The organism is Prevotella micans F0438, assembly GCF_000243035.1.
Classification (GTDB): Bacteria; Bacteroidota; Bacteroidia; order Bacteroidales; family Bacteroidaceae; genus Prevotella; species Prevotella micans.
The window spans coordinates 468630-493629 of sequence record NZ_JH594521.1 but is presented as its reverse complement, the minus strand read 5'-3'; the positions used below and the strand labels follow the sequence as shown (position 1 = coordinate 493629).

The window sequence follows — 25000 nt, the reverse complement described above, 5'->3', positions numbered from 1 at the left end:
GCCACGAAAGGCACTTGTCTATGCCGATAAAGGATATGACTCGATGGAGAACAAAGAAACCCTCAAACGTATGAAACTCAAAAGTCGTATCATGCATAAGAGAACAAGAGGACATGAAATTACCAAAAGGCAGCAGCGTATCAACGTTGCGATAAGTAAGACACGCTACAAAGTAGAACGTACCTTTGGTTCTATGCATAGATGGTTTGGTGCAGGAATAGCAAGATATGTTGGACTTTCAAAAACACATGCGCAGCATATTATGGAATCCATTGCCTACAACTTATACCGAACACCTGGGATTATTGTGTCAAATTCTATCAGATAATATGAAAAAACACTGATAAAAGATTGTTATCTACTCAAAAATAACCTCCAACGGTATCTTTTGATCAAAAATATTTATTCTTCTAAGAGTGTATGGGTGAGAGTTGAGAGGATGGTAGGTTTTGCAGAGGTCTCGGACTGGTCATGGTCAGTTGCTGGTTCTTCGCTATGGGAGCCAACCAACTGCAAACCGCCTCCGATTACGACCTCCGCTACCGCTATCTGCGAATGCAAGGCAAAACCACCACCACTGACTTCGTGCATCTTGACAGCGTCTTTATCACAAATCGCAATCCCAACGCGATTCTGCAGATGCAACAAAAGGTTATTGATTACGAGCAAGCCCTGCAACGGCAAGCAGAACTAATAGAACAGCAAGAGCGTATCAAAGGTGAGCAAGTGCAACTTAAAAAACGACTTCATCAATAGTCATAAAAGATAAAATCCTGCAAAGTAAATAAGTTTGTTGTAGGATTTTTATTTTGTATAATCATTAGTCATAGACTGTTACCTGAAATTCTATTGTTTAATCTCTAGTATTTGTCTGGGTATAACAAAATGTCATCTGGAGTGTCAAACATAGATAGTGCGATTAAATGATTAGCAAATAAAGTTTTTTCTTTACCATATAGAGGATACTTTCCTATTAAATCAATACAAGCCTTACTGTCATAGATATTTATATTTGAAGGTTTTGTCGCATACTGTTCTCTGAATTTAGAAGAGAAATTTATCAAGGATTCCTTGTCTTTTTTAATTCCTTTATACAAAACATGAAAATTCTCAACTATATGATTGTGATCTATTTTTAATATCTCGTATTGGTCAGACGATAACTTATTTTCAATTTTTCTTTGATTTTCACAAATCAATGTTGGTACAAGATTATATGACTTGTCCTTTCGTTCCATTTTATAGAATTTTACATCTCTATTTTCTAAATTTTCTATAATTTGTGCTTGATATTGTTTATCCATGTTCAAACCGAAATAGATAGCTTTTAGAGTAAATGGATTATACTTCTTCATTCCGTAGTTTGTGTATAGAAGTCTTATCTCTTTCTCGTATTGCCATACTGCCGACTTGGTGCCAAACAATTTAATAATGAAGTTTGGGCTTTTTATATCGGTTATCTCTATTTGTGGAGGTTTTTCAGAGTAGTTTATTGTCATACGATTAACATATAGTGAAAATTTCTCACTATCCTCTAATTTTTCAACATCATAAGCGATACAAAAGCCCTTATGAGAATTAGCATAGTGAGCCCACATTAATTCATTATCAGGGAAATCTTTATCAGATGTTGATAGAGAATATATTCCCAACTTATCTTTAAATGCCATCAGTTCTTTCCAATTCTTTTGTATATCACCAATGTTAACATTGAAAACTTGGTTGAATATAGGCAAAACTTTACTAATTTCATCTGTATAAGTTGCTTCAAATGGATCATTCAAATTACGAAATGATGAAGCCCATATTTCATCGTTTAAGAGCGATTCAATGTCGCGAGTACTACCTTTGCCTTCAATAGCATTAGCTCTATATTTATATCCAATCATATTAATTCGTTATTTATCTTGCTCTACAATCTTAGTTAGTTCTTCCTCGACTTCTTCAATTGTAGGTAAGGCAGACTTCAAATTGTCTGGAATAGCCTTTGTTAGTTGATAATCGCTGACACCGATTGGCTGGTCGTAGCCAGAGAGGGCATACTGTGCCACAACCTTGTCGCCTCCATTACAGAGAAGCAAGCCGATCGTCTTATTATCGTGTTCGCCCCTCAGGGTGTCGTCCACAACATTGATGTAGAAGTTCAGTTGCCCCATATATTCGGGCTTGAAAGGTGTAGCTTTAAGTTCGATGACCACATAGGCGTGTAGCTGAATGTTGTAGAGAATGAGGTCTGCATAGAAATCAGAATCACCCACTTCAAAATGCTTCTGCTGTGCTACAAACGCAAAGCCGTTGCCCATTTCCAAAAGATATTTGGTGATATGAGAAACCAATTGTCGTTCAATGTCTCGTTCTGCCATTTTATCCGTTTGCCCCATCATGTCAAAGATATAAGGGTCTTTCATCAAATAGTTCGCGAGGTCGCTTTGCGGTTTGGGTAATCGTGCCGAGAAGTTACTCACTTTCTTTGCTGCAATCTGCCGAGCGAAAAGATTAGTCTCTATCTGCATTTGCAGAACATTGCTGCTCCAACCATTGGCAACCGCTTGCGTAATATACCAAAAGCGTTCACCCAAAGGCAATTTGCTGTTAAGCAAAATTACATGACTTGCCCAGTTGGTGCGAACTATGGCTGAGTGCTTGAAGATTTCCTCTATTTGACTGATATCGCTGTGATAGATAGCAGACAGCGTTTCAGAAACATCTCCTAATTGTGCAAGAGGTTCTTGCGTAATTATATCTCCCCAAATACCTGCTGCTTGTATTTGCGCAAGAGGCTATTAAGCGTACTTGCGTATGCTCCAGGTCAGTACCAATAGCTCGTACAATGAGAGCTAAATCTTGGTGCTCTGTTTTATTTATTTCTTGACTCATATGGTGTCGGTGTTATAATTGATTGAATTTACTCATGGCATTCGCTTTGATGTCGTCCGCAATGTCTATGTATGGTTTCATAGCCTTGTAATCACTATGCCCTGTCCATTTCATCACAACTTGAGGCGGAATGCCCAATGCGAGCGCATTACAGATGAATGTTCTACGACCAGCATGTGTGCCAAGTAGGGCATACTTTGGTGTAACCTCATCAATGCGCTCATTACCCCTATAATAAGTTTGGCGCACAGGTTCGTCAATACCTGCTAGTTCTGCCAATTCTTTGAGATAATCATTCATTTTCTGATTGGTAATCACGGGCAACACCTTGTCATCTTCAAATGCCACATCCTTGTATTTATCAAGGATTGCTTTGCTGTGATTGTTCAATTCGATAATCAAACTATCGGAAGTCTTGACCGTTGTCACTTCTATATGGTCGCCCTTTATATCGCTTCTACGGAGATTAAACACGTCTGAATAACGCAAGCCCGTGAAACATTGAAAAAGAAAAACATCACGCACTCGGTCTAAGGCTTGTTTGGAAGTAGGTATTTCGAACTCTCGGAGTCTGTTCAATTCCTCCCATGTAAGGAAGATGATTTTCTTCTGTGTGCTTTTGAGTTTGGGTTTATAACTATCGTAAGCATTGTTCTGATGTATACCCTTCTTAAAAGCCCAGCGTAAGAACCATTTCAAGAAACTAAGTTGCTTTCCAATGGTCGAATTGCGCATTTCCTTTACGTCCCGGAGATAAGTAACATAATCGTTCAGCCCCTTTTCGTCAAAGAAATCAAATGTAAGTTCATCGTGGAAGTTCATCAGATGATTTTTCACTGCCGCAAACTTTTCGTAAGTAGAATCTGTCCAGTCATTCTGCCGTCCACAATCTCGCACGAACTCATTGAATACTTTATAGAATGCATTAGGCGTTGATTTCTTTGGCTTGACTTCTTCCTTAATAGGCTTGTGAAGAGCATTGAATGCCTCTTTTATTTGTTCCTGTGTTGGCATAATTTCTTTCACCTCAAACTTCTTGAAGATTTCCTGTATCTTAGTATAGTAGCCCAAGAGTGAAGCATTGATTTCAGAAGCGGATTGTTTCAACTTGTTGCTACAACCATTCTTTACACGTTGCTTATCTGCATCCCACTTGGCAGCATCTATGCGATAGCCTGTCGTGAACTCAATCCGCTTGGAAGCGAAATTGACACGCATACGGATAGGCACATTCTCAATAATGAGAATACCGTCCTTTTTTCTACTTTCAAGCGTAAAAATAATATTGCGTTTAATAATCATGACTATATCAATGGTTTTAGTTTCCTAAACTCAACAGAATATTCTGTGGCTATCTTATTATCGGAAGTAATTATTACATTTTCATTGTTTTTGTACTCTGCATTAGTAGACCAGTTATAGCTACCTGTTATTACACGTTGATTGTCCAATACACAAAATTTATTATGCATAAGTCCTCCTTTTGTTCCTCTAATTTCTGAACAATCAAAATCTGATAAATCTACACCATGATTTGCGTTTACCACATCTTTATAAAAGATGATTTCAATTCGAAGTCCTTCAATACGTTTTGCTTCCAATGCGCTTTTGATATTCTCATTAGTAAACCAAGCCATTGCAACTAGAATAGAAACCTTTGCCTGTTTTATAGCATCAATAACCTTATTTTCAATCTTCTCGAAAGATGCTTTGTTCTGCACATCGGGAGGGGAGTCTATTCCTTGCCATTTAATATCTTCTGCATCAAGACCTAAGATAATACTATCTAGTTTTAAATTCTTATTTATAACGTCAACAGCTTTCTCCTTATCATAGGACTCATTGATAAGCTTTTCAATTAGCTCTTGTAATTTTTTATCATCCAACTTACGCAATCTATCTGTAGTATATGTTTTTTTGAGGAATTAAGTTTTCTATCGCCAATTCTAGGTAATCCTCCGACCTCTTGATTATAAACGTCATCTCTAAAACCAAAATTTTGGAAAAATGTTACAAGTTCTCTACCTGTTCGGCTTTTCCACAATAATCCATCTCCAATTATAAGAGGAACAAAGCTCTCTTTTGTTGCGTTTGTTATTTTCATATATTGTGACCAGCACTTGATTTCTGCACCCAAAATTACACCCAAATTTCGATATTACCAAAGATTTTCTATGAAATCTTATTTTATTAACATTCTGTATAAATTACTATTATACAACAGCTTGAGTGCGTATGGTGCTGTATGAAGGTTCAAGAGAAAGAGCCTCTCTCTCCTGAAATCGAATCCGGGAAGAAAAGAAATATCGTTTATATAATCATTAAGACCTGCATCCGTCGTGACGACGCGTGCAGGTCGACCGTTTTTATACATGTACTCGGTTTAAGAGAAATTATCTTGTCCTTAACGGACGGGGGCGGACAGACACGGGGTCTGTCCCTACATACGTAGACACTCCATCAATCAATCGATGCCAATTCGGTCTGCCGACCGCATAACAATATTTCGCGCCTGCTCTGCGGTTTGGTGTTTACGCCGTCCTTGTCGGGCAAGTGGCGGACAGACGTATCGGGCAGACACGGGGTCTGTCCCTACATGCGAGCTAACGCTCGAATGGAAGTTTCCGAAAACACTGTTGTTGTGGCAGCATATCATTGCTAAATTCATTTTACATTGCGGCTGCCGGAGCTTATGCTATGATGTCTCTCTCTTGTATGAGTTTCTTTATACTTTTGCCAACCTATGAGATTCAATATAAAATGTAATGAATGCGACCGCACGTTCATAGCTGAAACAGAGTTTTATGGACTTCAGAGATATAGGTGCCCGTATTGCGGACATGTATTGACATGTCAATTCAATGCGCCCGAAGCAAAACGAACCAAGGCAAGAGCAGTTGTTCCGATGGCAAATACAACGCCGGTAGAACGACACTCAAAAAAGGAACTTCCAACGGTTAAAACAAAGCTCATCAGGATGCCGTCGGCTGAGAAAATTGCCGAAACGTCAAGGCAGGCTAGTGAAAAAGTGAAGGAGGGAACAATTAAAACATCCGAATACCTTTCACGCTCATCATCGTGGCTGGCACAGTTTCAGGAAAAATATACCGACGGCAATCTGTGGGTGTTCTTCGGCTTCAGCACACTTTTTATACTGTCGGTTATAGTTGGACTTTTTATCTGTGCAGAGGTAGTTAAGGTGCTTGTCGACGGTCATTCGTGGCTATTCAAGAACTACATAGAACTCCGTAATTCGCTATAAAAATGACAAGAAAGGAGCGTTATACTTTCGTGCTGGATTATTTCCGTAAGAATGTTGGAATTGTGTCGACCGAGCTTATGTTCGGTTCAGCTTTTCAGCTGTTGTGCGCCACGTTGCTCTCGGCCCAATGCACCGATAAGCGTATCAATGCCATCACACCGGCTTTGTTCGTAAGATTTCCAGATGCGAAAACTATGGCGACTGCCAACGAAGAGGAAGTGTTCGATTATGTGAAGAGTGTTTCCTATCCCAACGCCAAAGCGAAGCATTTGATTGAGATGGCGCGCATGCTGATGAACGATTTCGGTGGTGAGGTGCCGTCGGAACCTAACGAACTGATGAAATTACCTGGAGTGGGACGAAAGACGGCTAATGTGGTTCAGGCCGTGTGGTTCGGTAAGCCCACATTGGCTGTTGATACGCACGTTTATCGTGTTAGTCGGAGACTTGGACTAGTTCCGCAATCGGCCGATACACCGCGAAAAGTAGAGGATTATTTGATGAAGAATATCCCGCTGGAAGAGGTTTCTTCGGCCCATCATTGGATTCTTCTTCACGGCCGATATATTTGTAAGAGCGCCAAGCCGGCTTGCAAGGAATGCGTATTCGACGCTATTTGTCCGAAGCTGTTTGAAAAAAGTAAATTAGTGTAGAACATATGAATACAAGATTGATTTTAGGATTCCTGAAAAAGATTGCAGCGAACAATAACAGACCATGGTTCGCCGAACATAAAAATGAGTATGAATTAGTACGGGCCGACTTTGAAGCCGGGATAAGACAGGCAATCGTGGCGTTATCGACAATCGACGAGGAGGTGGCACATCTGGAGGTGAAAGATTGTACCTACAGATTCTATCGCGACACGAGATTCTCGGCAGACAAAAGTCCGTATAAACGTCATATGGGTGCGTTCATCAATGCACACGGAAAGAAGTCACTGCGTGGAGGATATTATCTGCATCTCGAGCCTGGCAACTGCGTCATTGCGATAGGGTCATATTGGTTGCCAACGAATATTCTAACCTCGTGTCGTAACGAAATAATGGCAAACATCGGCACGTGGCGTAAAACGGTCGAGAGTAAGCAGTTCTTAGATATGTTCGGCAAGCCTAACCAGGGTGTATGGGATGATAAAGCCAGTGAGCAAGGGTTCGGTCTTTCGGGCTTGAAAACCATCCCGAAAGGTTTCCCGAAAGATTATGAATACAAAGAATACCTACGGATGAAAGATTATTGCTGCTGGGTTAAGATTGACGACAGCTTCTTCGCCTCGCCTGACTGGACAAACCGCATGTTGGATATAGTAAAAGTGGGCAAGCCAATGATGGATTTTATCAACAGCGTTATAGACGACTACGAATAAACCATCTCCGCCCCTTCATACTATTAGTTGACACCGCAAAATCATGAAAAGTACGAATCTACAACATCAGGAAATATCTTCTCTCCCTTATTCCATAGAACTGAAAGGGCTTCTGGGCGTCTCGAAAATGCCTAACAGTAGCGTGAAAAGACATCCAACTATCTTGAATGTGCCTTACAGTAGCATGAAAAGCATTTTCAACCATGTTGACCATGCAAAACAGTAGCATGAAAAGGCATCCAACCATCTTGAATGTGCCTTACAGTAGCATGAAAAGCATTTTCAACCATGTTGACCATGCAAAACAGTAGTATGAAAAGACCTCTAACTACTTCGGATGTGCATGACAGTAGCATGGAAGTCTTCTTCATTCCTTTGAACCATAAAGAAAAGAGCATATGTAGCTGTAGCGGCGTTGAACAAAGGAGGTATCGTTTTATTGTGAACATCTAATTACCTTTGCCTCGCACAAACACATAACAGAATCAAACAAAAGAAATGGGAAGAATCATTGCACTGGCCAACCAAAAAGGTGGAGTTGGCAAAACCACAACAACCATAAATCTGGCAGCGTCTTTGGCCACTCTTGAGAAGAGCGTGCTAGTGATTGATGCCGACCCACAGGCAAATGCATCTAGCGGCCTGGGCGTCGACATAAAAGATGTTGAATGCTCACTCTATGAATGCATAATCAACAATGCAGATATTCACGATGCCATCTATACCACCGATATTGAGCGGCTAGACATCGTATCGAGTCACATAGACCTTGTGGGGGCCGAAATAGAAATGCTTAATATAGACGATCGCGAAAACGTGTTGCACCGGATGTTGGAACCTGTACGAGATGAATATGATTTCATTCTGATTGATTGCAGTCCGTCGCTCGGTTTAATAACGGTAAATGCTCTCACGGCCGCCGATTCGGTTATTATTCCCGTGCAATGCGAATACTTTGCGCTAGAGGGAATCAGTAAACTACTCAACACAATTAAGATTATTAAGAGTAAACTGAACCCGAAGTTGGAAATTGAAGGATTCCTTCTCACTATGTATGACAATAGGCTTCGTCTGGCACGTCAGATTTACGACGAGGTTAAGCGCCACTTCCAAGAACTGGTATTCAAAACCGTTGTTCAGCGAAATGTGAAGCTGTCGGAAAGTCCCAGCCACGGTCTGCCTGTGATTCTCTATGACGCCGAATCGATGGGCGCAAAAAATCATCTGGCATTAGCAAAAGAAGTAATAGATCACGCAACAAAGAACTAAACAAAAATGGCAGTACACAAGAAATTCAATCGTAACGGAAAGACAAACGCATTGGGACGTGGACTAGATGCACTGATTTCAACCGAATCAGTTAATACGCAGGGAAGTTCAACCATAAACGAAGTGCCGATAGACCAAATTGAGGCTAATCCAAACCAACCGCGTCAAGAGTTCGACCAAACCGCACTGGAAGAACTGGCAAACAGCATAAAACAGATTGGAATTATTCAGCCGGTTACGCTAAGGCAAATCGACGATAATAAATTCCAAATCATTGCCGGTGAACGCCGTTGGCGTGCTTCGCAGTTGGCAGGTTTGCAGTCGTTGCCAGCATACATCCGTACCATTAAAGACGAAAACGTGATGGAGATGGCACTCGTGGAGAACATTCAGCGCGAAGACCTGAATGCTATCGAAATTGCGCTGGCCTATGAGCATCTTCTTGAAAGAAACCAAGACATGACGCAGGAAAAAGTGGCCGAAAAAGTAGGCAAAAGCCGAACGGCCGTAACAAACTATCTTCGTCTGCTAAAGTTGCCCGCTCCAGTACAAATGGCATTACAGAAAAAAGAGCTCGATATGGGTCATGCCCGTGCACTACTTTCGATAGACAGTCCGTCGATACAACTCAAACTTTTCCGTCAAACAGTGGAGAAAGGCTACAGCGTTCGGAAAGTCGAAGAACTTTGCAAACGCATCAATAACGGAGAAGATCTGCAAGAAGCTTCCAGGAAAGTTGAGTCAAAATCAAAACTCCCCGAAGGATTCAATGTTCTTAAAGAACGTCTCTCATCATTCTTCAACACTAAGGTTCAGATGACATGTAATGCCAATGGCCGAGGGAGAATCAGCATACCTTTCGCTTCCGAAAAAGAACTTGCACACATAATGGAAGTGATGGACAAAATGAAATAACGAACGTGAAAACGAACGCTCAGCAAGAAAGAAATATAACCGGCAGGAGAGTCTATTTTTCAATGGCTCTCCTGCTGTTGTTCATTAATGCAGCAGACGTTAGGGCCCAAATAGCAGGCGATTCGGTCAGAGTTATTTATCCCGATGGCGCAACGACGATTACAAAAACAAATGGAGCTCCCAAAGATTCGATTATCTCGCCCGACGACGCCCCATTTATTGTCGATAAGCCGAATTGGGGTGATGTAGAAGTTCGGAAAACAACTCGCGACTGGAGCAAATGGCAACCTGAACCTAAACGCGCCCTTTGGTTGGCATTGGTGCTACCAGGTGCCGGGCAGGTTTACAATCGTAAATATTGGAAGTTACCCTTACTCTACGGTGGATTTGTGGGATGCGTGTATGCAATGACATGGAATAATCAAATGTATCACGACTATTCGCAGGCTTACAAGGACATCATGGACGATGACCCCACAACACAGAGTTACAACAACTTTCTGCATCTCGGAAACACTATCAATCCAAGTAATCTCGGACGCTATCAACAACTCTTCAAACGACGCAAAGACCGCTATCGTCGTTGGCGCGACATGAGCATCTTTGCAACCATTGGTGTTTATCTTCTATCAGTAATCGATGCCTATGTAGATGCATCATTGTCTGATTTCGACATATCCAACGACCTCTCACTACACATTGCGCCAGCAGTTATAAACACCAAACAATCCATGGGACTTAAACAGAACACAGCGATTGGAATAACCTGCAGTTTGACTTTCTAAAGAATCATTATAGACACGGAAAAGCTATGGATAAAGAAACCGAAATTCGCGAACAGGCCGAAGAGCAGATGGTGAACGATGCCTTCAAGCATCTTCTAAACACATATCTGGCATCGCGGCACAGAAAAAAGGTAGACATCATCACAAAGGCTTTCAACTTTGCTCGGCAAGCTCATAAAGGCGTGCGCCGGCTTTCGGGCGAGCCCTATATAATGCACCCAATTGCCGTAGCGCAGATTGCCTGCGAAGAAATAGGACTCGGTTCTACCAGTATATCGGCAGCCTTGCTTCACGATGTCGTTGAAGACACCGACTACACCGTTGAAGATATTGAAAACATCTTCGGTCCGAAGATTGCGCTCATAGTTGACGGGCTAACCAAAATATCCGGTGGAATCTTTGGCGAACAAGCCTCTGCACAGGCCGAGAATTTCAAGAAACTGTTGCTAACTATGAGCGACGACATTCGCGTAATTCTCATCAAAATCTGCGACCGTCTTCATAATATGCGTACTCTGGCATCACAGCCCGCAAGCAAGCAATACAAAATCGCCGGTGAAACCCTTTACATCTATGCTCCGTTAGCAAATCGTCTCGGCCTGAACAAGGTCAAAACCGAACTCGAAGACCTCAGCTTTAAATACGAACATCCCGATACCTACAAAGCCATCGAAAACAAGCTGGCCTCAACTCAGGCACAACGCGAAATGCTTTTCGAAAGTTTCACCGCACCCATTCGCGCCGAGCTCGACCGGATGGGAATTAAATATGAAATCAAAGCGCGTGTGAAAAGTCCCTATTCCATTTGGAATAAGATGCAAAACAAGCACATCGCGTTTGAAGAAATCTACGATATTCTGGCGGTCAGAATTATATACTCTCCACCATCACGCGAGGAAGAAATAACCGAATGCTTCCAAATCTACGTAGCCATAAACAAACTCTACAAGAGCCACCCCGACCGACTGCGCGACTGGATAAATCACCCCAAAGCCAACGGTTATCAGGCTCTACACGTCACCCTAATGTCGCACCAAGGCCGATGGATCGAAGTGCAAATACGTTCCGAACACATGAACGAAATTGCCGAGCAAGGTTTTGCAGCCCATTGGAAATACAAAGAGGGCGAAATAACCGAAGATGAAGGCGAACTAAACGAATGGTTGCACACCATAAAAGAAATTCTCGACGACCCGCAGCCCGACGCCATGGATTTCCTCGACGCAATCAAGCTCAACCTCTTCGCTTCCGAAATATTCGTCTTCACCCCCAAGGGCGAAATCAAAACCATGCCTGCCGGATGCACTGCCCTCGACTTTGCCTTCCAAATCCATACCTTTCTCGGCAGCCATTGCATCGGCGCAAAGGTGAACCACAAGCTCGTGCCTCTTAGCCATAGGCTCCAAAGCGGCGACCAGGTTGAAATTCTCACATCAAAGTCGCAACACGTCGAACCATCATGGATAAACTTCGTGTCGACAGCAAAGGCCAAAGGAAAAATACAATCCATTCTTCGGCGCGAAAGCCGGGAAATACAGAAAGAAGGCGAAGAAATACTTTCACGATGGCTAATCGACAACGATTTTGAAATGTCGACCTCCACACTCGATAAGCTGTGCGAGTTCCACGAAATGCCGAAACATACAGACCTCTTCGTAGCCATTGGAAAGAAAACTATAATCCTCGGCGAACCCGACATTAACGTACTTCAAGGGAAACGTCCTGAAAAACACACACGCAGCACAGGATGGCGAAGATATGTTCCCTTCCTAAAAAGCAATGGGAATAAAGAAATAACAATCGACCGGAACAACGGAAATCTCGAAGCCGACGAGACCGGACTCATCGTTATCGGAAAAGATTTCAACAAAAAGAAACCCATTTTCATAAACGAAAGCAACATTTCCCGCTACCTCTTCCCGCACTGCTGCCACCCCATCCCAGGCGACGACACCCTGGGCTACATCGACAATCGCGACCACATCGAAATTCATAAACGTTCGTGCCCCGTGGCAGCAAAGCTCAAAGCCAGCTTCGGAACCAGGATTATCGATGCCAGATGGGACATGCACAAACAGCTATTCTTCGACGCAATTGTAGAAATCAAAGGAATCGACCGACACAGAATGCTACACGATATAGCCGATGTGATTTCAGACCAATTCGGGGTAAACTTCCACCGCGTAACCCTATCGAGCGACAACGGAATCTTCGACGGAACTATCGAACTTCGGGTTCACGACCGCGAAGACCTCAGCGTTATCATCGAAAGCCTAAAGAAAATCACCAACATGCAAAGCGTGCAAGAAATCCTATAAAACACCCCGTCAAAAAACAAACAAAAAGAATGATGAAAAAAATCAGAGCAGCCGTCGTTGGTTACGGCAACATAGGGCGCTACAGCATTGAAGCCCTGCAAGCAGCACCCGATTTTGAAATTGCAGGCATAGTTCGCCGACAAGGCAGCAAAGACAAACCCCTCGAACTAACCCGCTACGAAGTGGTTGGCGACATATCCGAACTCAACGCCGTCGACGTGGCTATACTCGCCACACCCACCCGCTCGTGTCCCGAATATGCCGGCAAAATAGTGGAACTGGGCATCAACACCGTCGACTCGTTCGACATACACACCGAAATTCTCGACTATCGCAACCGCCAGATGGAACACTGCAAAAAAACCGGCCGCGTGAGCGTCATATCGGCCGGTTGGGACCCCGGTTCAGATTCCGTCGTACGAGTGATGATGCAAAGCCTGGCCCCGAAAGGACTAACCTACACCAACTTCGGCCCCGGCATGTCGATGGGCCATTCCGTTTGCGTGCGCAGTAAAAAAGGAGTCCGCAACGCCCTTTCCGTTACAATCCCCCTCGGCGAAAGCATTCATCGCCGAATGGTTTATGTAGAGCTCGAAAACGGCGCGAAGTTCGAAGAAGTCGAAGCCGCCATCAAGGCCGACCCATATTTCTCCCACGACGAAACCCACGTATTCGAAGTCGACAATGTCGACAATGTTCGCGACATGGGCCACGGCGTGAACCTCGTTCGCAAAGGTTCGAGCGGAGCCACCCCCAACCAACGCATAGAATTCAACATGAGCATCAACAACCCCGCCCTCACCGGCCAGGTTCTCGTCAATGTAGCCCGCGCCAGCATGCGCCTTGCCCCCGGCTGCTACACGATGCCCGAGATTCCGGTTATCGACCTCCTTCCCCAGTCGCGCGAAGAGATAATCTCCACTTTAGTATAGCGGGCAGTCCGCTCCGCTGCCCGAATCCAACGCTCCGACTCGCAAGACGTCGGGGCGTTTTTGTTTCTCCGCCCAATTTCAGACCCCGAGGGATGATTTGCCGTCCGCCCCACCCATCAGTAAAGGGCGAAATATTGTTATGCGGTCGGGAAGCCGAATTGGAAAGGGGGCGGACAGACACGGGGTCTGTCCCTACATACGTAGACACCTCTCGGCAGAGACTATTTTACACAAACAACTTAAGTAGAGCGTGTGGCAGAGGCTATTTTACACAAACAACTTAAACAGACTGTGTGGCAGAGGCTATTTTACACAAGCAACTTCAGTAGACTGTGTGGATGGCCGCATTTTACACAATTAGTTTAAACAGACTGTGTGAAATGCCACGTTTTACACAATTAGTTTAATTAGACTGTGTAGCAGAGCCTCTGCCACACAAATAATTTCAGTAGACTGTGTGGATGGCCGCATTTCACACAAGTAACTTAAGTAGACTGTGTGGCAGAGACTCTGCCGCTCGTAAAATGCATTGAAGTCCAGCCGAATCATCCGTAATTCGGGACTATCAGATAAAAACATCTCCCGAAAACAAATCGAAATAGAGAAAAATCATGCTCCGACCAATAAAACACATCATCGTTTAGTGTGTTTCTGCATAACACAGTCGACAAACCTCTCCAGCGCGCGGTTCTCCCCTTATTTAAGAGGCCAATTTGTAACCCTTAAATGAATTGGGTATATTTGCAGGACTTTAAAAGTAAAAGGATAATTTTTTGATTCACAATTGATTTTTATGAAAGAAAAAAGAGTTTATACTTTCGGAAACGGAAAGGCCGAAGGTAGAGCCGATATGAGGAATCTTCTCGGCGGAAAAGGTGCCAACTTGGCTGAGATGAACTTAATCGGAGTGCCGGTTCCTCCCGGTTTCACAATCACTACAGACGTTTGCAATGAATTTTTTGAAAAAGGTAAAGAGGTTGTCATCGGACTGCTGAAAGACGAAGTTGAAAACAGCGTTAAGCACATCGAAGAGCTGATGAATTCAAAGTTCGGCGACCCCGATAATCCGCTCCTGGTTAGCGTACGTTCGGGTGCGCGGGCCTCTATGCCGGGAATGATGGATACGATTCTGAATCTTGGATTGAACGACACGGTGGTTGTCGGACTGGCTCGCAAAACAGGTAACGAACGCTTCGCTTACGACAGTTATCGCCGATTCGTACAAATGTACGGCGACGTTGTACTGGGCATGAAACCGGTTAATAAGGAAGATATCGACCCGTTTGAAGCCATCATCCAAGATGTGAAAAAACAACGCGGAATAAAACTCGACAACGAAATGAATGTCGACGAACTGAAACTCCTCGTGTCGCGATTCAAGGAAGCCATCAAGAAACAAACAGGCAAAGACTTCCCCAACAACCCGATGGAACAACTCTGGGGAGCAGTGTGCGCCGTGTTCGATTCGTGGATGAACGAACGGGCAATTCTCTATCGTAAGATGGAAGGCATCCCGCAGGAATGGGGAACAGCCGTATCGGTCATGGCAATGGTTTTCGGAAATATGGGAAACTCGTCGGCAACAGGAGTCTGCTTTTCGCGCGACGCAGCAACAGGCGAGAATCGCTTCAACGGCGAATATCTGGTCAATGCACAGGGCGAAGACGTCGTTGCCGGCATTCGCACACCACAGCAAATAACCAAAGAAGGCTCGCTCAACTGGGCTAAACAGCAAAGCATCGACGAAGAAAAACGTAGAACAAAATATCCTTCCATGGAAGAAACCATGCCCGAGATTTTTGCCCAGCTCACAGCCGTGAAAGATAAACTCGAGAAACATTATCACGACATGCAAGACATGGAATTCACAGTCCAGGAGGGCAAACTCTGGTTCCTGCAAACAAGAAACGGAAAACGAACCGGAACAGCTATGGTTAAAATCGCAATGGACCTCATGCACGAAGGCGAAATCGACGAAAAAACAGCACTCATGCGATGCGAACCGTCGAAACTCGACGAACTTCTCCATCCCGTGTTCGATAAAGAGGCGTTGGCCCAAGCTCGAGTTCTCACCAGAGGATTGCCAGCATCGCCCGGAGCAGCATGCGGACAAATAGTGTTCTTCGCCGACGATGCCGCCAAATGGAAAGCCGACGGAAAAGAAGTCATTATGGTTCGCATCGAAACATCGCCCGAAGACCTGGCCGGAATGTCGGCCGCCGCAGGAATTCTAACAGCACGCGGCGGAATGACATCACACGCAGCCGTAGTAGCCCGAGGAATGGGTAAATGCTGCGTCAGCGGAGCCGGAGCCATAATGATTGACTATAAATCACGAATCGTAGAAATAGACGGCAAAGTCCTCCACGAAGGCGATTATATCTCACTCAACGGCTCAACCGGAGAGGTCTATTACGGCGAAGTGAAAACCAAACCGGCCGAAGTTACCGGCGATTTTGCCGAACTGATGAAACTCTGTAAGAAATACACAAAACTGGTTGTACGCACTAACGCCGACACCCCCCACGACGCCGAAGTAGCTCGCAGTTTTGGAGCTGTCGGAATCGGTTTGTGTCGCACGGAACACATGTTCTTCGAGAACGAAAAGATTAAAGCAATGCGCGAGATGATTCTCGCCGATACACCCGAAGAACGCGAAAAAGCTCTGGAAAAACTCCTACCCTATCAGAAACAAGACTTCTACGGAATCCTGAAATGTATGGACGGAATGCCAGTGAACATTCGTCTGCTCGACCCGCCACTACACGAATTTGTTCCGCACGACCGGAAAGGTCAGGAAACCATGGCGCAGGAAATGGGCGTCAGCGTTCAATTCATCCAAGCCCGAGTAAACTCCCTCTCCGAACATAACCCGATGCTCGGTCTTCGCGGCTGTCGATTGGGCAACACATTCCCAGAAATAACCGCAATGCAAACACGCGCCATTCTAAGTGCAGCAATTCAGCTCAAAAAAGAAGGCTTTAATCCTATGCCCGAAATAATGGTGCCCCTCGTGGGAATAGTCAATGAGCTCGACGAGCAGGAAAGTATAATTCGCAAAACCGCCGACAAACTCTTCAAGGAAGAGGGCGTGGAAGTGTCCTTTAAAATCGGAACCATGATAGAGATTCCGCGTGCCGCACTCACCGCCGACCTTATAGCAAAGAAAGCCGAATACTTCAGCTTCGGAACTAACGACCTCACGCAGATGACCTTCGGCTACAGTCGCGACGACATCGCCAGCTTCCTACCCAGCTATCTGGAAAAGAAGATTCTCGACGTCGACCCGTTCCAGGTACTCGACCAGCACGGCGTAGGTCAGCTCATAAGTATGGCTGTCGAGAAAGGACGTCACACACGCAAGAATCTCAAATGCGGTATCTGTGGCGAGCATGGCGGCGAACCATCATCGGTGAAATTCTGTCACAGAGTAGGTCTCAATTATGTTAGCTGTTCGCCCTTCCGCGTGCCAATCGCACGCTTGGCTGCAGCACAGGCAGCAATAGAATAATTTTTGGGGTTTTATACTTAATTCGTAATAACAATTTGGAAGGCGGATGCAGTGATGCAACCGCCTTTCTTTTCATCCATCCTTAGGCTTTCGTACAATGACTGATAATTGTAGAGTTAGGATTTAATCCTTACTTTTGCGACACTTAAATTTTATTTAGCAAGAAATTTTATGATAGACGTTAAAGCAACTCTAAACGAGGCTGAAGAGCGCATGGAAATGGCTGCCATGTATCTTGACGAACAGCTTCAGCGCATTCGTGCCGGACGTGCGAATGTTGCAATTCTCGACGGCGTACGTGTCGACTCCTACGGTTCAGTGGTACCGCTCAACCAGGTGGCATCTGTCACTGTTCCCGACCCTCGAACCATTGCCATCCGTCCATGGGACAAGAAAGCCATCCGTGACATTGAAAAAGCAATCATGGATTCCGATGTCGGTATAACACCCGAAAATAACGGCGAGATGATTCGCTTAACAATTCCACAGCCTACCGAAGAACGTAGAAAAGAACTAGTGAAGCAATGCAATAAGGTTGGCGAACGGACAAAGATTGAGATAAGAAACGCCAGAGCCGATACGAAAGATAAACTCAAAAAAGCGCTTAAAGACGGACTATCAGAAGACAACGAAAAGGACGCCGAAGAAAGTTTGCAAAAAACGCACGACAAATACATCAAGAAAATCGACGCTCTGCTCGAAGAGAAACAAAAGGAAATAATGACAGTCTAAGAGTTTCTAAATAAACAGCTCTCACCCAAGCCCCCTCCCTCCGAAAAAGAGAGGGGGTTAATCATGAAAAATCCAAAGCATGCATGGACTAGTAATAAAGAATACAGGAAGCTGGTATACAGTAAAAACCGACGACGGCAGAATAATAGATAGCAAAATAAAAGGCAACTTCCGCCTCAAAGGTATACGTTCAACAAACCCCGTCGCAGTGGGCGACCACGTTGAAATCATTCCAAACCAAGAAGGAACAGCTCTCATCACATCCATCAACGACCGGAAGAACTACATTATCCGCAAATCGTCCAACCTCTCAAAGCAAAGCCACATAATTGCCGCCAACATTGATCAAGCCTTCCTGGTAGTTACGGTAAACTATCCCGAAACATCCACAACATTCATAGACCGATTCCTCGCCGGAGCCGAAGCCTACAGCGTTCCCGTAGTATTGGTATTCAACAAGTGTGACATTCTTTCATCCGACGAGCTGCGCTATCAAAAAGCTATGCGATTCCTCTATGAAAATCTGAAGTACGAATGCGTCGAAATCAGTTGTACTCCCGATACGTCTAAAGAACACAGTCCGCAACAACTCCATAACCTGCTGAAAAACAAAATAACCCTCCTGAGCGGCAATAGTGGCGTGGGTAAATCAACCATAATAAATGCTCTCCTACCCGACGTTTCCCTGCGCACCTCCGAAATCTCAGATGCCCACAACACTGGCACCCACACCACCACATTCAGTGAAATGTTAGCCCTGCCAGAAGGCGGCTACATAATTGATACACCAGGAATAAAAGGTTTCGGAACTTTCGACATCGAGCGCGAAGAACTAACTAGTTATTTCCGCGAGATTTTTGCTTACTCATCCAACTGCAAATTTTCAAACTGTACCCATACCCACGAACCAGGTTGTGCCGTTCGTCGTGCCCTTGACGAGCATCTGATAGCCGAAAGTCGATATACTAGCTATCTCTCCATGCTCGATGATAAAGAACAAAACAAATATCGCGAAGCCTTCTAGCTAAAGAATCCAATTTTAGATATAAATGAATATGAGCTACATGGTGATCGACAACTACATCAATCGTTACGCGTATGAATAAATAGAGTCTCCGAAAGATTTCAGGCACTGGAACGCACAGTTTCGTCCGATGAAACGCACGACCCCATCCTATGAAACCCACAATTTCATCCTATGGAACGCACAGTTTCAATGCTTAAAACTCTATTGAGACCCAAAAGAGAGGCGTCTCATAAAGAAGAAAAGGATTCCAATACAAATGAATTGTCTTTTATAAACAATAAAAACATTAACTATTCTATAGAAAAGATTGCTTGTGACTCGTGAACAGCTTTTATCAAGAATACATGGGAAAATCATTTATAATACTGGCGCTGTTATCGCTGTCTATTTGTCAAGGATGTTCAAATAAACAACAGGTTGGAGCAAAAGTCCATCAAGGGAAAGCGCACGCATATGATAACACACCTCGCAGGTCGGATTCAACGAATGAGAATCGACAGTCATTGAAAAAGTATGCCCTTAAAACATTCCGGCGCTATCAAACATTCGATGAATTTAAGATGAAGGGGGTGGGTAAACCAATATATTCGCCCTTCGTTTACGTAAAGACAACGAAAGATACGATGATTGTAATCCCATCAAATGATACGACTCATGTGAAAGTATATTATAGACAGGGCAATAGGTGGCGTAATTATATAGAATTGGAACTTTGGAAAAAGAGACAGCCCTTTACTAAGAGCAGTCTCGAAGAACCGGCTCGCACTTATGACAGAATTTGCGGCAACGACACGATACTTGAATATCAGTGCAACTATCTCGGCAATACCAAGTATAAGCAATTTTATATAAAGACACCGAAACGGTGCGTGAATATAAAACTGATTGGGGAGATTGATTTTGTAAGTGGCAATCATACCGTCTATAACGAAATGTTGATGTTTGCCCACATGTTCAATCATGAAAGAAAGAAACTGTTGGCGCAACACGGCCGGTCGAAATACGACAAGAGAGAGGTTTACAGCTATTCTTTGCAGGATAAAACTCATGCCTTTGTGTATCAATGTCGGGAAAGAAATGAAACGCTATACTTCTCAAAGACAAGCTTGGGAATATTCGGTATACAGCCAGGCATAGAAAAATATGACAGAGAACGCTCCCAAGTAGCCGGATATTAGTCATGAATTACCCATCAATCAATCGATGCCAATTCGGCCGACAGGCCGCATGTAGGGACAGCCCCGTGTCTGTCCGCCACCGTCCGTTAAGGACGACATAATAACCCGCCCCTCGTCCGTCAAGGGGCAGGATAATTTCTCTTAAACCGAACACATGTATAAAAAAGGTCGACCTGCACGCGTCGTCATGACGGATGCAGGTCTGAATGATTATATAAACGATTAAACCGAACCCTTATACCTGGTCTTCGCCGGGGTCTTCCTCGCGACCGGGTTTCGGGGTGTCGCCGCCGGGCTTCTTGGGGTCTTCGGGTTTCTTGCCATCATCCGGCTTTTTACCATCATCGCCTGGCTTTTTAGGGTCGGAGGGTTTCTTAGGATTATCATCCTCGTTACCCTTTTTCTTTTTGGCTGCTGCCTTCTGCGCCTGACTTTGAGCGTGAGTATCGCGGAAATCAGACGAGATTTTGTTCATTGCATCAACCAGGTCAGAAATCATTCGACGGTCGGCCTCAACGTGCGAAATTAAATAGCTTGCCTGGATACACTGACAAACAGCGTCGAAAGCGTTGTCGGTGGTCTGGCGAGCTTCTTTCGTGCTGGGCAACTTCAGGAGCAACGAATCGTCGCGCCGACTGCTGGCCAATTGTTCGTATTCCGTATTCAGGTTTATCAATTTGGTTATGGCCTCGTTAAGATTCAGAACTGCTATTTCGCCAGGGAACTTGTCAACATCCTTTTTCATACCAAGGATGTGCATGCTTTCGGATTCGTAAACTTCTGACTGAATGCCGAAATATTTCTTCAGTTTGGCGTAAAGTTTCTCGGCCGCATTGCGGGATACGTTGTTGGGTGCATACCTACTGATGCGAATAATGCCGAAGATGTAGGTAAGAATTTCGTCGCGTTCGCGGTCTTTGGCAATCATTTGTTTTGTGATTTCCGACGCCTGCGCCTCGTTGTTTAACTCGGTTTCCACGTCGATTGCATCCTTCCAGACCTTGAGCATGTCGGCCGACACGTTTATTTTCAGGAGGTCGACCTTAGCCACCTGGTCGTACTGTGTTTTGTTAAACTTAGCGTGCGTAACATTATTAAACTGCGTTAGGTAGTTCGTCTTGATTTTGAATGTTTTGTTCATCTTATTTTATGTTTAGAATTTGAATATCGGAGATTATCTAGATGCCGTCATAATTTATTTTGAGGCCTCCGGAGTCTTTTAGCTCTCATAATAATTTATTTTGAGGCGTCCGGATACTTTTAGCCCTCGTAATAATTTATTTTGGGACATCAAGAGTCTTTTAGCCCCCGTAATAATTTATTTTGGTACGTCCAGAGACTTTTAGCTCCCATAATAATTTATTTTGAGACGTCCAGAGTCTTTTAGCTCCCGTAATAATTTATTTTGGTACGTCCGGATACTTTTAGCCCTCGTAATAATTTATTTTGAGGTGCCGGGAGTCTTTTAGCTCCCGTAATAATTTATTTTGGTACGTCCGGATACTTTTAGCCCTCGTAATAATTTATTTTGAGGTGCCGGGAGTCTTTTAGCTCCCGGCATAATTTATTTTGGCTCGAAAAGACTTTTTTCTTGCTGTAATAATTTATTTTGTATTGCCCAGATTTATTATCCAGGGTAGTCTCCGTAGATAAAGAGGTATCTCTACAGAAACTACTCTGGGTACCGAGAGGAAATTTCTATTCATCAGCTATTGGATGAATGCCATATGCTGAAGCACCATAACCACCTCCTGGTTCATCTGTTCTGTCTCGCGATAGATACATCGCCCACGCGGCATGTTCGCTCCACGGAATAGCAGACAAATAGTATGTAGAGCGTCCTACAGAGCTTGATAATCCCCCCCATGCATAATCTCTATCCCCTACAGCAGGGAAATAAATTGTTGCATCAGGAGAATTAAGTTTATTATAGTAATGATATCCATAATCCCATTCTCCTTCAGCATTAGGTTTTCCCTGATTGTTTCGGAATGCTGTGAAAGCATTAGGGGGTGGCATTTTAAATCCTGGTGGGCAGGGATCATAAACAGTTTTAACGACTGGCTTATCATTCTGACTTGTAACGATATTATTCGTTGACCATAGATTTACATAAAATGTCTTAGTCCATGCAAGAATATTTGGTGTGGTTTGTGAATATTGAAACATCTTATCAGGATTCTGAATGGCCTCACCTAAAGTGTGACCACCAGTAGAACTATCGAAAGTATAATTTCCTTCAGCTATAGCATCTGTGCCTGGTAGCGCGTCTTTACGCCCAAATTGATATAGAGCGGTAGCAAAATCTTTAATACCTCCTGGATTCTGAGTAATAGTTATAATACTTTCCTTATTACTACCATTGACTTTCATTGATTGTCGTATCTTAAGTTTTACAGTACGTGGTTTGTTGTAATCGGATATCTCCCATCGAAGATAAGAAAGTCCTAAAGTACTTTTAGAGAACTTGTAGACATAGTTCGTTTTATTTGTGACTGGAATCTTGTCGAGTGCATCAGCATGAGAGAACCATAAATGCCATGACCACATTATAGTGCCGCTGTTGTTTTTAACAGCTATTACAGCGTTACCACTACGTATATTATCCTTAGATACTTTGAACTTAACAAATGTGTTTGAGCCACTTCCTTCAATATTCAGGTCTTCTACTAATCCTGGCTGATCTGCCCAAACTATACTTGCTTTCGTTGCCGGATTAGCTGCATTCTGGACGTTAATGTATGGAGAGTGTATTTCTTGATTATTATGATCAAGGAATTTATGCAAGACTATATCGGGAAATGTATAACCTTGGTTTCCTGCAAATGAGACAGATGGTGCAGAACTAATATATGAAGCAGGATTGTCCGCGCTATTTGTTATAGCATTGCCATATACTAATGGGATTTTATAGTATCCACATGATGGTACAAGATAACTGTTTCCTGTATTTTCGATTGTAGTAGCACCTGTAGAATTAGATAGATTATAAGGGGCGGCTTGTGTTCCTTTTGGAGGCTCTTTTCTAATAATGTCATTATAAGGTTTGAGCATATCAATTAGCTTAGCTTTCTTTACTGTTACTCTACCTAATTGCGCATTATAACCACCAACGCCTTCGGTTAGACTTATACCTTCGAGCCATTCTGGTTTTTCGTTCATATCGAAATTGCCATCATCATTAGCATCATAACCTACTACATTCCATGCAATAGGTATACGAGTACCATTAAATTGGCGATAGCTGGTCACACGATAAGTACCAGCATCTGTTTTATCATAGGCAGCGGTATTATCTTGACCCAGCACTTCAAATTTATAGTCCCAATTACTTGTAGTGTTTGTGAGTGTATAGGATTTTGTTGTTCCCTGAAGCCATTTACCTTTAAGGGGCACATTGATTTCTTTACCATCATAGAACTTTACATAAACATTTATGCCTTTACCGGTTACTTCTTGGGGTATCATAAAAAACGTATAGTTACCGTTGTCATCAGTAATAACAGAATTGGGAGAAGTTACAGTATTGATATTTATGTTACTTAGAACAAAATTGTCGGTACTTGTACCAAGCGTCCATGTTCCAGACTGGGATGGATCGTCGGAAAGGATATAAGTACCCTTATTTATTGCACCACGAATTTCTATTTGCTTTATCTGTCCAGCCCATAGATTTTGTCCCATTGTGAAATGAACAGCAGTCAAGGCATGTCTAAAATTAAGGGTCGTTCTTGGTGCCTCGCCACGATTAGCGTATTCAATAACTCCCGTTGTGGCAGTCATTAAATCCTGCTGGTCGATTACATTGGGTTTAACCGTAAATTCAATTTGAGGATTTCCGGAATGGGTTTCTGAAGAAAGGATGATATTATTTGTTGCCGATGTTATTTGCGGATAGATTGCATAAAAACGGGCGAAACGATTATCCCACGACCAAAAAATTTGGTCATAAAGCTGACCGTCGCTTTTTGTGCGCTTGTTGTAGAACCAGTTCGGGGTTTGGCTAATGGTTGATGCTTGGTCGCCACGATAGCCGAGAGTGCTGAAATCGGTGGGAAGGTTGGTTTTAATAACCTTTCCGCGAGTTTGCTCGTCTGTTTGAACAGGATTCACACCGGGGATGGTGGTTTCTACAAGGCAAATATCGAGACCGGCATTGTTGCTGGCCTCGAGAACTTGCGGGGCCATGTCGGCTTCGTTGAGGCCAAGTGCAGCTACGCGGGTTTGTTCGGGAGTGGCATCTTGAATACTTTGAATTTCGAAGTTGAGGGCTGCGCCACGGTCGGATTCCTTATTCTTGTCAATGAAATTGTCGTCGGCACATGCTCCGAAGAATAACACTGCGAAGAGCAGAGCGGCCGATGTTCGGATGAATATTTTCTGTTTCATTATTCGTTTGTTTGTTTTTGATTTTACTTTAATTATTTACTTGTTATGGAGCTTCGATTACATCATCATCTCCTCCGTTATCTTCGTCGAAGTCGCCAACGGATACTGTCCCTCCGGCATCACCTCCCGGGCGAGCCTTAGGACTACCTGCAAGTAGAAAGAACTCTACTTCGGTTTCTATTGTCATACACCAGGGTGCGGTGTATGGGCGTTTCCTGAAATCTGTTTTGTTCATTTTTCTATTATTTTTTGAGTGAATATTATCCCGTTATTTCTTCCTTACACGGCTCGCAAAAGGGCACAACAAATTGAACAACAAAACTCGCCGGAGTATTGTTGTTTAAAGTATTTGTGTAACTTATACGCGCGCGTATAAAAAAGCTAGAAACTAGGCTGTGTGTGTGTGTGTGTGTGTGTGTGTGTGTGTGTGTGTGTGTGT

At 43.7% G+C, this 25000-nt stretch carries 21 protein-coding genes and 2 pseudogenes; 15 read left to right on the top strand and 8 right to left on the bottom strand.

The genetic code is table 11. The features are described from left to right. Nucleotides 1-328, top strand: a 328-nt coding sequence (locus tag HMPREF9140_RS01975; RefSeq protein WP_006951364.1) for an IS5/IS1182 family transposase, incomplete at its 5' end; no start/stop codon positions are given. A 134-nt stretch (nt 329-462) separates the two neighbouring features. After that, nucleotides 463-756: pseudogene (locus tag HMPREF9140_RS01970) on the top strand (hypothetical protein); the annotation flags it as partial. Between the two features lie 104 nt (nt 757-860). Here HMPREF9140_RS01970 and HMPREF9140_RS01965 read toward each other — a convergent pair. From HMPREF9140_RS01965 to HMPREF9140_RS10710, 5 genes and pseudogenes are all read right to left on the bottom strand, one after another. Then, nucleotides 861-1889 (bottom strand): DUF2971 domain-containing protein, encoded by a 1029-nt coding sequence (locus tag HMPREF9140_RS01965; RefSeq protein ID WP_006951362.1) that lies wholly within the window; start codon nt 1887-1889, stop codon nt 861-863. 9 nt (nt 1890-1898) lie between these two features. Further along, nucleotides 1899-2780, bottom strand: a pseudogene (locus tag HMPREF9140_RS01960) (PDDEXK nuclease domain-containing protein); the annotation flags it as partial. A gap of 109 nt (nt 2781-2889) precedes the next feature. After that, complete coding sequence (locus tag HMPREF9140_RS01955; protein WP_006951358.1) at nt 2890-4179, bottom strand: site-specific integrase; 1290 nt, start codon at nt 4177-4179, stop codon at nt 2890-2892. A 2-nt stretch (nt 4180-4181) separates the two neighbouring features. After that, a complete protein-coding gene (locus HMPREF9140_RS01950) occupies nt 4182-4763 on the bottom strand; it encodes a phospholipase D-like domain-containing protein (protein ID WP_018572159.1) in 582 nt (193 codons plus the stop codon). Next, complete coding sequence (locus HMPREF9140_RS10710) at nt 4736-4981, bottom strand: hypothetical protein (RefSeq protein WP_238301005.1); 246 nt, start codon at nt 4979-4981, stop codon at nt 4736-4738. Before HMPREF9140_RS10710 ends, HMPREF9140_RS01950 begins: the two co-directional genes overlap by 28 nt. A gap of 639 nt (nt 4982-5620) precedes the next feature. On the opposite strand from HMPREF9140_RS10710, the gene HMPREF9140_RS01945 reads away from it, so the two are divergent. The 13 genes from HMPREF9140_RS01945 to HMPREF9140_RS01885 all read left to right on the top strand — a co-directional run bounded on the left by HMPREF9140_RS01945 (nt 5621) and on the right by HMPREF9140_RS01885 (nt 20172). Then, nucleotides 5621-6139 carry a hypothetical protein gene (locus HMPREF9140_RS01945; RefSeq protein WP_018572161.1) on the top strand — a complete coding sequence of 173 codons (519 nt, stop codon included), beginning with the start codon at nt 5621-5623 and terminating at the stop codon, nt 6137-6139. Nucleotides 6140-6141: 2 nt separating this feature from the next. Next, the gene (gene nth / locus HMPREF9140_RS01940) at nt 6142-6792 is read left to right on the top strand and encodes an endonuclease III (RefSeq protein ID WP_006951348.1); all 651 of its coding nucleotides are present in this window, start codon (nt 6142-6144) and stop codon (nt 6790-6792) included. A gap of 5 nt (nt 6793-6797) precedes the next feature. Then, on the top strand, nt 6798-7505 hold the full coding sequence (locus HMPREF9140_RS01935) for a DUF2461 domain-containing protein (protein WP_006951346.1): 708 nt from the start codon (nt 6798-6800) through the stop codon (nt 7503-7505). Between the two features lie 43 nt (nt 7506-7548). Next, entirely contained in the window at nt 7549-7731 is a 183-nt protein-coding gene (locus HMPREF9140_RS10440; RefSeq protein ID WP_006951345.1) for a hypothetical protein, read from the top strand. Nucleotides 7732-8003: 272 nt separating this feature from the next. Continuing rightward, nucleotides 8004-8774 (top strand): ParA family protein, encoded by a 771-nt coding sequence (locus tag HMPREF9140_RS01925; protein WP_006951344.1) that lies wholly within the window; start codon nt 8004-8006, stop codon nt 8772-8774. A 6-nt stretch (nt 8775-8780) separates the two neighbouring features. Beyond that, nucleotides 8781-9689, top strand: a complete 909-nt coding sequence (locus tag HMPREF9140_RS01920; protein ID WP_006951343.1) for a ParB/RepB/Spo0J family partition protein — start codon at nt 8781-8783, stop codon at nt 9687-9689. Nucleotides 9690-9751: 62 nt separating this feature from the next. Next, on the top strand, nt 9752-10474 hold the full coding sequence (locus HMPREF9140_RS01915; RefSeq protein WP_018572164.1) for a DUF5683 domain-containing protein: 723 nt from the start codon (nt 9752-9754) through the stop codon (nt 10472-10474). Between the two features lie 26 nt (nt 10475-10500). After that, complete coding sequence (locus tag HMPREF9140_RS01910; RefSeq protein ID WP_006951341.1) at nt 10501-12792, top strand: RelA/SpoT family protein; 2292 nt, start codon at nt 10501-10503, stop codon at nt 12790-12792. 32 nt (nt 12793-12824) lie between these two features. Beyond that, nucleotides 12825-13724, top strand: coding sequence for a diaminopimelate dehydrogenase (locus tag HMPREF9140_RS01905; protein WP_026253265.1), 900 nt, complete (start codon nt 12825-12827; stop codon nt 13722-13724). A gap of 793 nt (nt 13725-14517) precedes the next feature. Further along, complete coding sequence (gene ppdK, locus HMPREF9140_RS01900; protein ID WP_006951339.1) at nt 14518-17235, top strand: pyruvate, phosphate dikinase; 2718 nt, start codon at nt 14518-14520, stop codon at nt 17233-17235. A 171-nt stretch (nt 17236-17406) separates the two neighbouring features. Continuing rightward, entirely contained in the window at nt 17407-17967 is a 561-nt protein-coding gene (gene frr / locus HMPREF9140_RS01895) for a ribosome recycling factor (protein ID WP_006951338.1), read from the top strand. 79 nt (nt 17968-18046) lie between these two features. Then, nucleotides 18047-18991 carry a ribosome small subunit-dependent GTPase A gene (gene rsgA / locus HMPREF9140_RS01890; protein WP_006951337.1) on the top strand — a complete coding sequence of 315 codons (945 nt, stop codon included), beginning with the start codon at nt 18047-18049 and terminating at the stop codon, nt 18989-18991. A 506-nt stretch (nt 18992-19497) separates the two neighbouring features. Then, nucleotides 19498-20172: a hypothetical protein gene (locus tag HMPREF9140_RS01885; RefSeq protein ID WP_238301007.1), complete on the top strand. Its 675-nt coding sequence runs from the start codon at nt 19498-19500 to the stop codon at nt 20170-20172. A gap of 235 nt (nt 20173-20407) precedes the next feature. Here the strand turns inward: HMPREF9140_RS01885 and HMPREF9140_RS01880 are convergent, their stop codons facing one another. The 3 genes from HMPREF9140_RS01880 to HMPREF9140_RS01870 form a co-directional block, all read right to left on the bottom strand. Further along, nucleotides 20408-21313, bottom strand: a complete 906-nt coding sequence (locus tag HMPREF9140_RS01880) for a DUF6261 family protein (protein WP_006951335.1) — start codon at nt 21311-21313, stop codon at nt 20408-20410. A 557-nt stretch (nt 21314-21870) separates the two neighbouring features. Beyond that, nucleotides 21871-24561 carry a hypothetical protein gene (locus tag HMPREF9140_RS01875; RefSeq protein WP_006951334.1) on the bottom strand — a complete coding sequence of 897 codons (2691 nt, stop codon included), beginning with the start codon at nt 24559-24561 and terminating at the stop codon, nt 21871-21873. Nucleotides 24562-24604: 43 nt separating this feature from the next. Continuing rightward, a complete protein-coding gene (locus HMPREF9140_RS01870; RefSeq protein WP_006951333.1) occupies nt 24605-24796 on the bottom strand; it encodes a hypothetical protein in 192 nt (63 codons plus the stop codon). Nucleotides 24797-25000: the final 204 nt, after the last annotated feature.

What these genes read in the sequence shown, in the direction of transcription:
- rsgA (WP_006951337.1), top strand. Translation starts at nt 18,047, where the DNA reads ATGCATGGACTAGTAATAAAGAATACAGGAAGCTGGTATACAGTAAAA.
- HMPREF9140_RS01955 (WP_006951358.1), bottom strand. Translation starts at nt 4,179, where the DNA reads ATGATTATTAAACGCAATATTATTTTTACGCTTGAAAGTAGAAAAAAG.
- HMPREF9140_RS01965 (WP_006951362.1), bottom strand. Translation starts at nt 1,889, where the DNA reads ATGATTGGATATAAATATAGAGCTAATGCTATTGAAGGCAAAGGTAGT.
- HMPREF9140_RS01880 (WP_006951335.1), bottom strand. Translation starts at nt 21,313, where the DNA reads ATGAACAAAACATTCAAAATCAAGACGAACTACCTAACGCAGTTTAAT.
- HMPREF9140_RS01925 (WP_006951344.1), top strand. Translation starts at nt 8,004, where the DNA reads ATGGGAAGAATCATTGCACTGGCCAACCAAAAAGGTGGAGTTGGCAAA.
- HMPREF9140_RS01875 (WP_006951334.1), bottom strand. Translation starts at nt 24,561, where the DNA reads ATGAAACAGAAAATATTCATCCGAACATCGGCCGCTCTGCTCTTCGCA.
- HMPREF9140_RS01910 (WP_006951341.1), top strand. Translation starts at nt 10,501, where the DNA reads ATGGATAAAGAAACCGAAATTCGCGAACAGGCCGAAGAGCAGATGGTG.
- HMPREF9140_RS01915 (WP_018572164.1), top strand. Translation starts at nt 9,752, where the DNA reads ATGGCTCTCCTGCTGTTGTTCATTAATGCAGCAGACGTTAGGGCCCAA.
- HMPREF9140_RS10440 (WP_006951345.1), top strand. Translation starts at nt 7,549, where the DNA reads ATGAAAAGTACGAATCTACAACATCAGGAAATATCTTCTCTCCCTTAT.
- HMPREF9140_RS01920 (WP_006951343.1), top strand. Translation starts at nt 8,781, where the DNA reads ATGGCAGTACACAAGAAATTCAATCGTAACGGAAAGACAAACGCATTG.
- HMPREF9140_RS01945 (WP_018572161.1), top strand. Translation starts at nt 5,621, where the DNA reads ATGAGATTCAATATAAAATGTAATGAATGCGACCGCACGTTCATAGCT.
- HMPREF9140_RS01905 (WP_026253265.1), top strand. Translation starts at nt 12,825, where the DNA reads ATGAAAAAAATCAGAGCAGCCGTCGTTGGTTACGGCAACATAGGGCGC.
- nth (WP_006951348.1), top strand. Translation starts at nt 6,142, where the DNA reads ATGACAAGAAAGGAGCGTTATACTTTCGTGCTGGATTATTTCCGTAAG.
- HMPREF9140_RS10710 (WP_238301005.1), bottom strand. Translation starts at nt 4,981, where the DNA reads ATGAAAATAACAAACGCAACAAAAGAGAGCTTTGTTCCTCTTATAATT.
- HMPREF9140_RS01870 (WP_006951333.1), bottom strand. Translation starts at nt 24,796, where the DNA reads ATGAACAAAACAGATTTCAGGAAACGCCCATACACCGCACCCTGGTGT.
- HMPREF9140_RS01935 (WP_006951346.1), top strand. Translation starts at nt 6,798, where the DNA reads ATGAATACAAGATTGATTTTAGGATTCCTGAAAAAGATTGCAGCGAAC.
- frr (WP_006951338.1), top strand. Translation starts at nt 17,407, where the DNA reads ATGATAGACGTTAAAGCAACTCTAAACGAGGCTGAAGAGCGCATGGAA.
- ppdK (WP_006951339.1), top strand. Translation starts at nt 14,518, where the DNA reads ATGAAAGAAAAAAGAGTTTATACTTTCGGAAACGGAAAGGCCGAAGGT.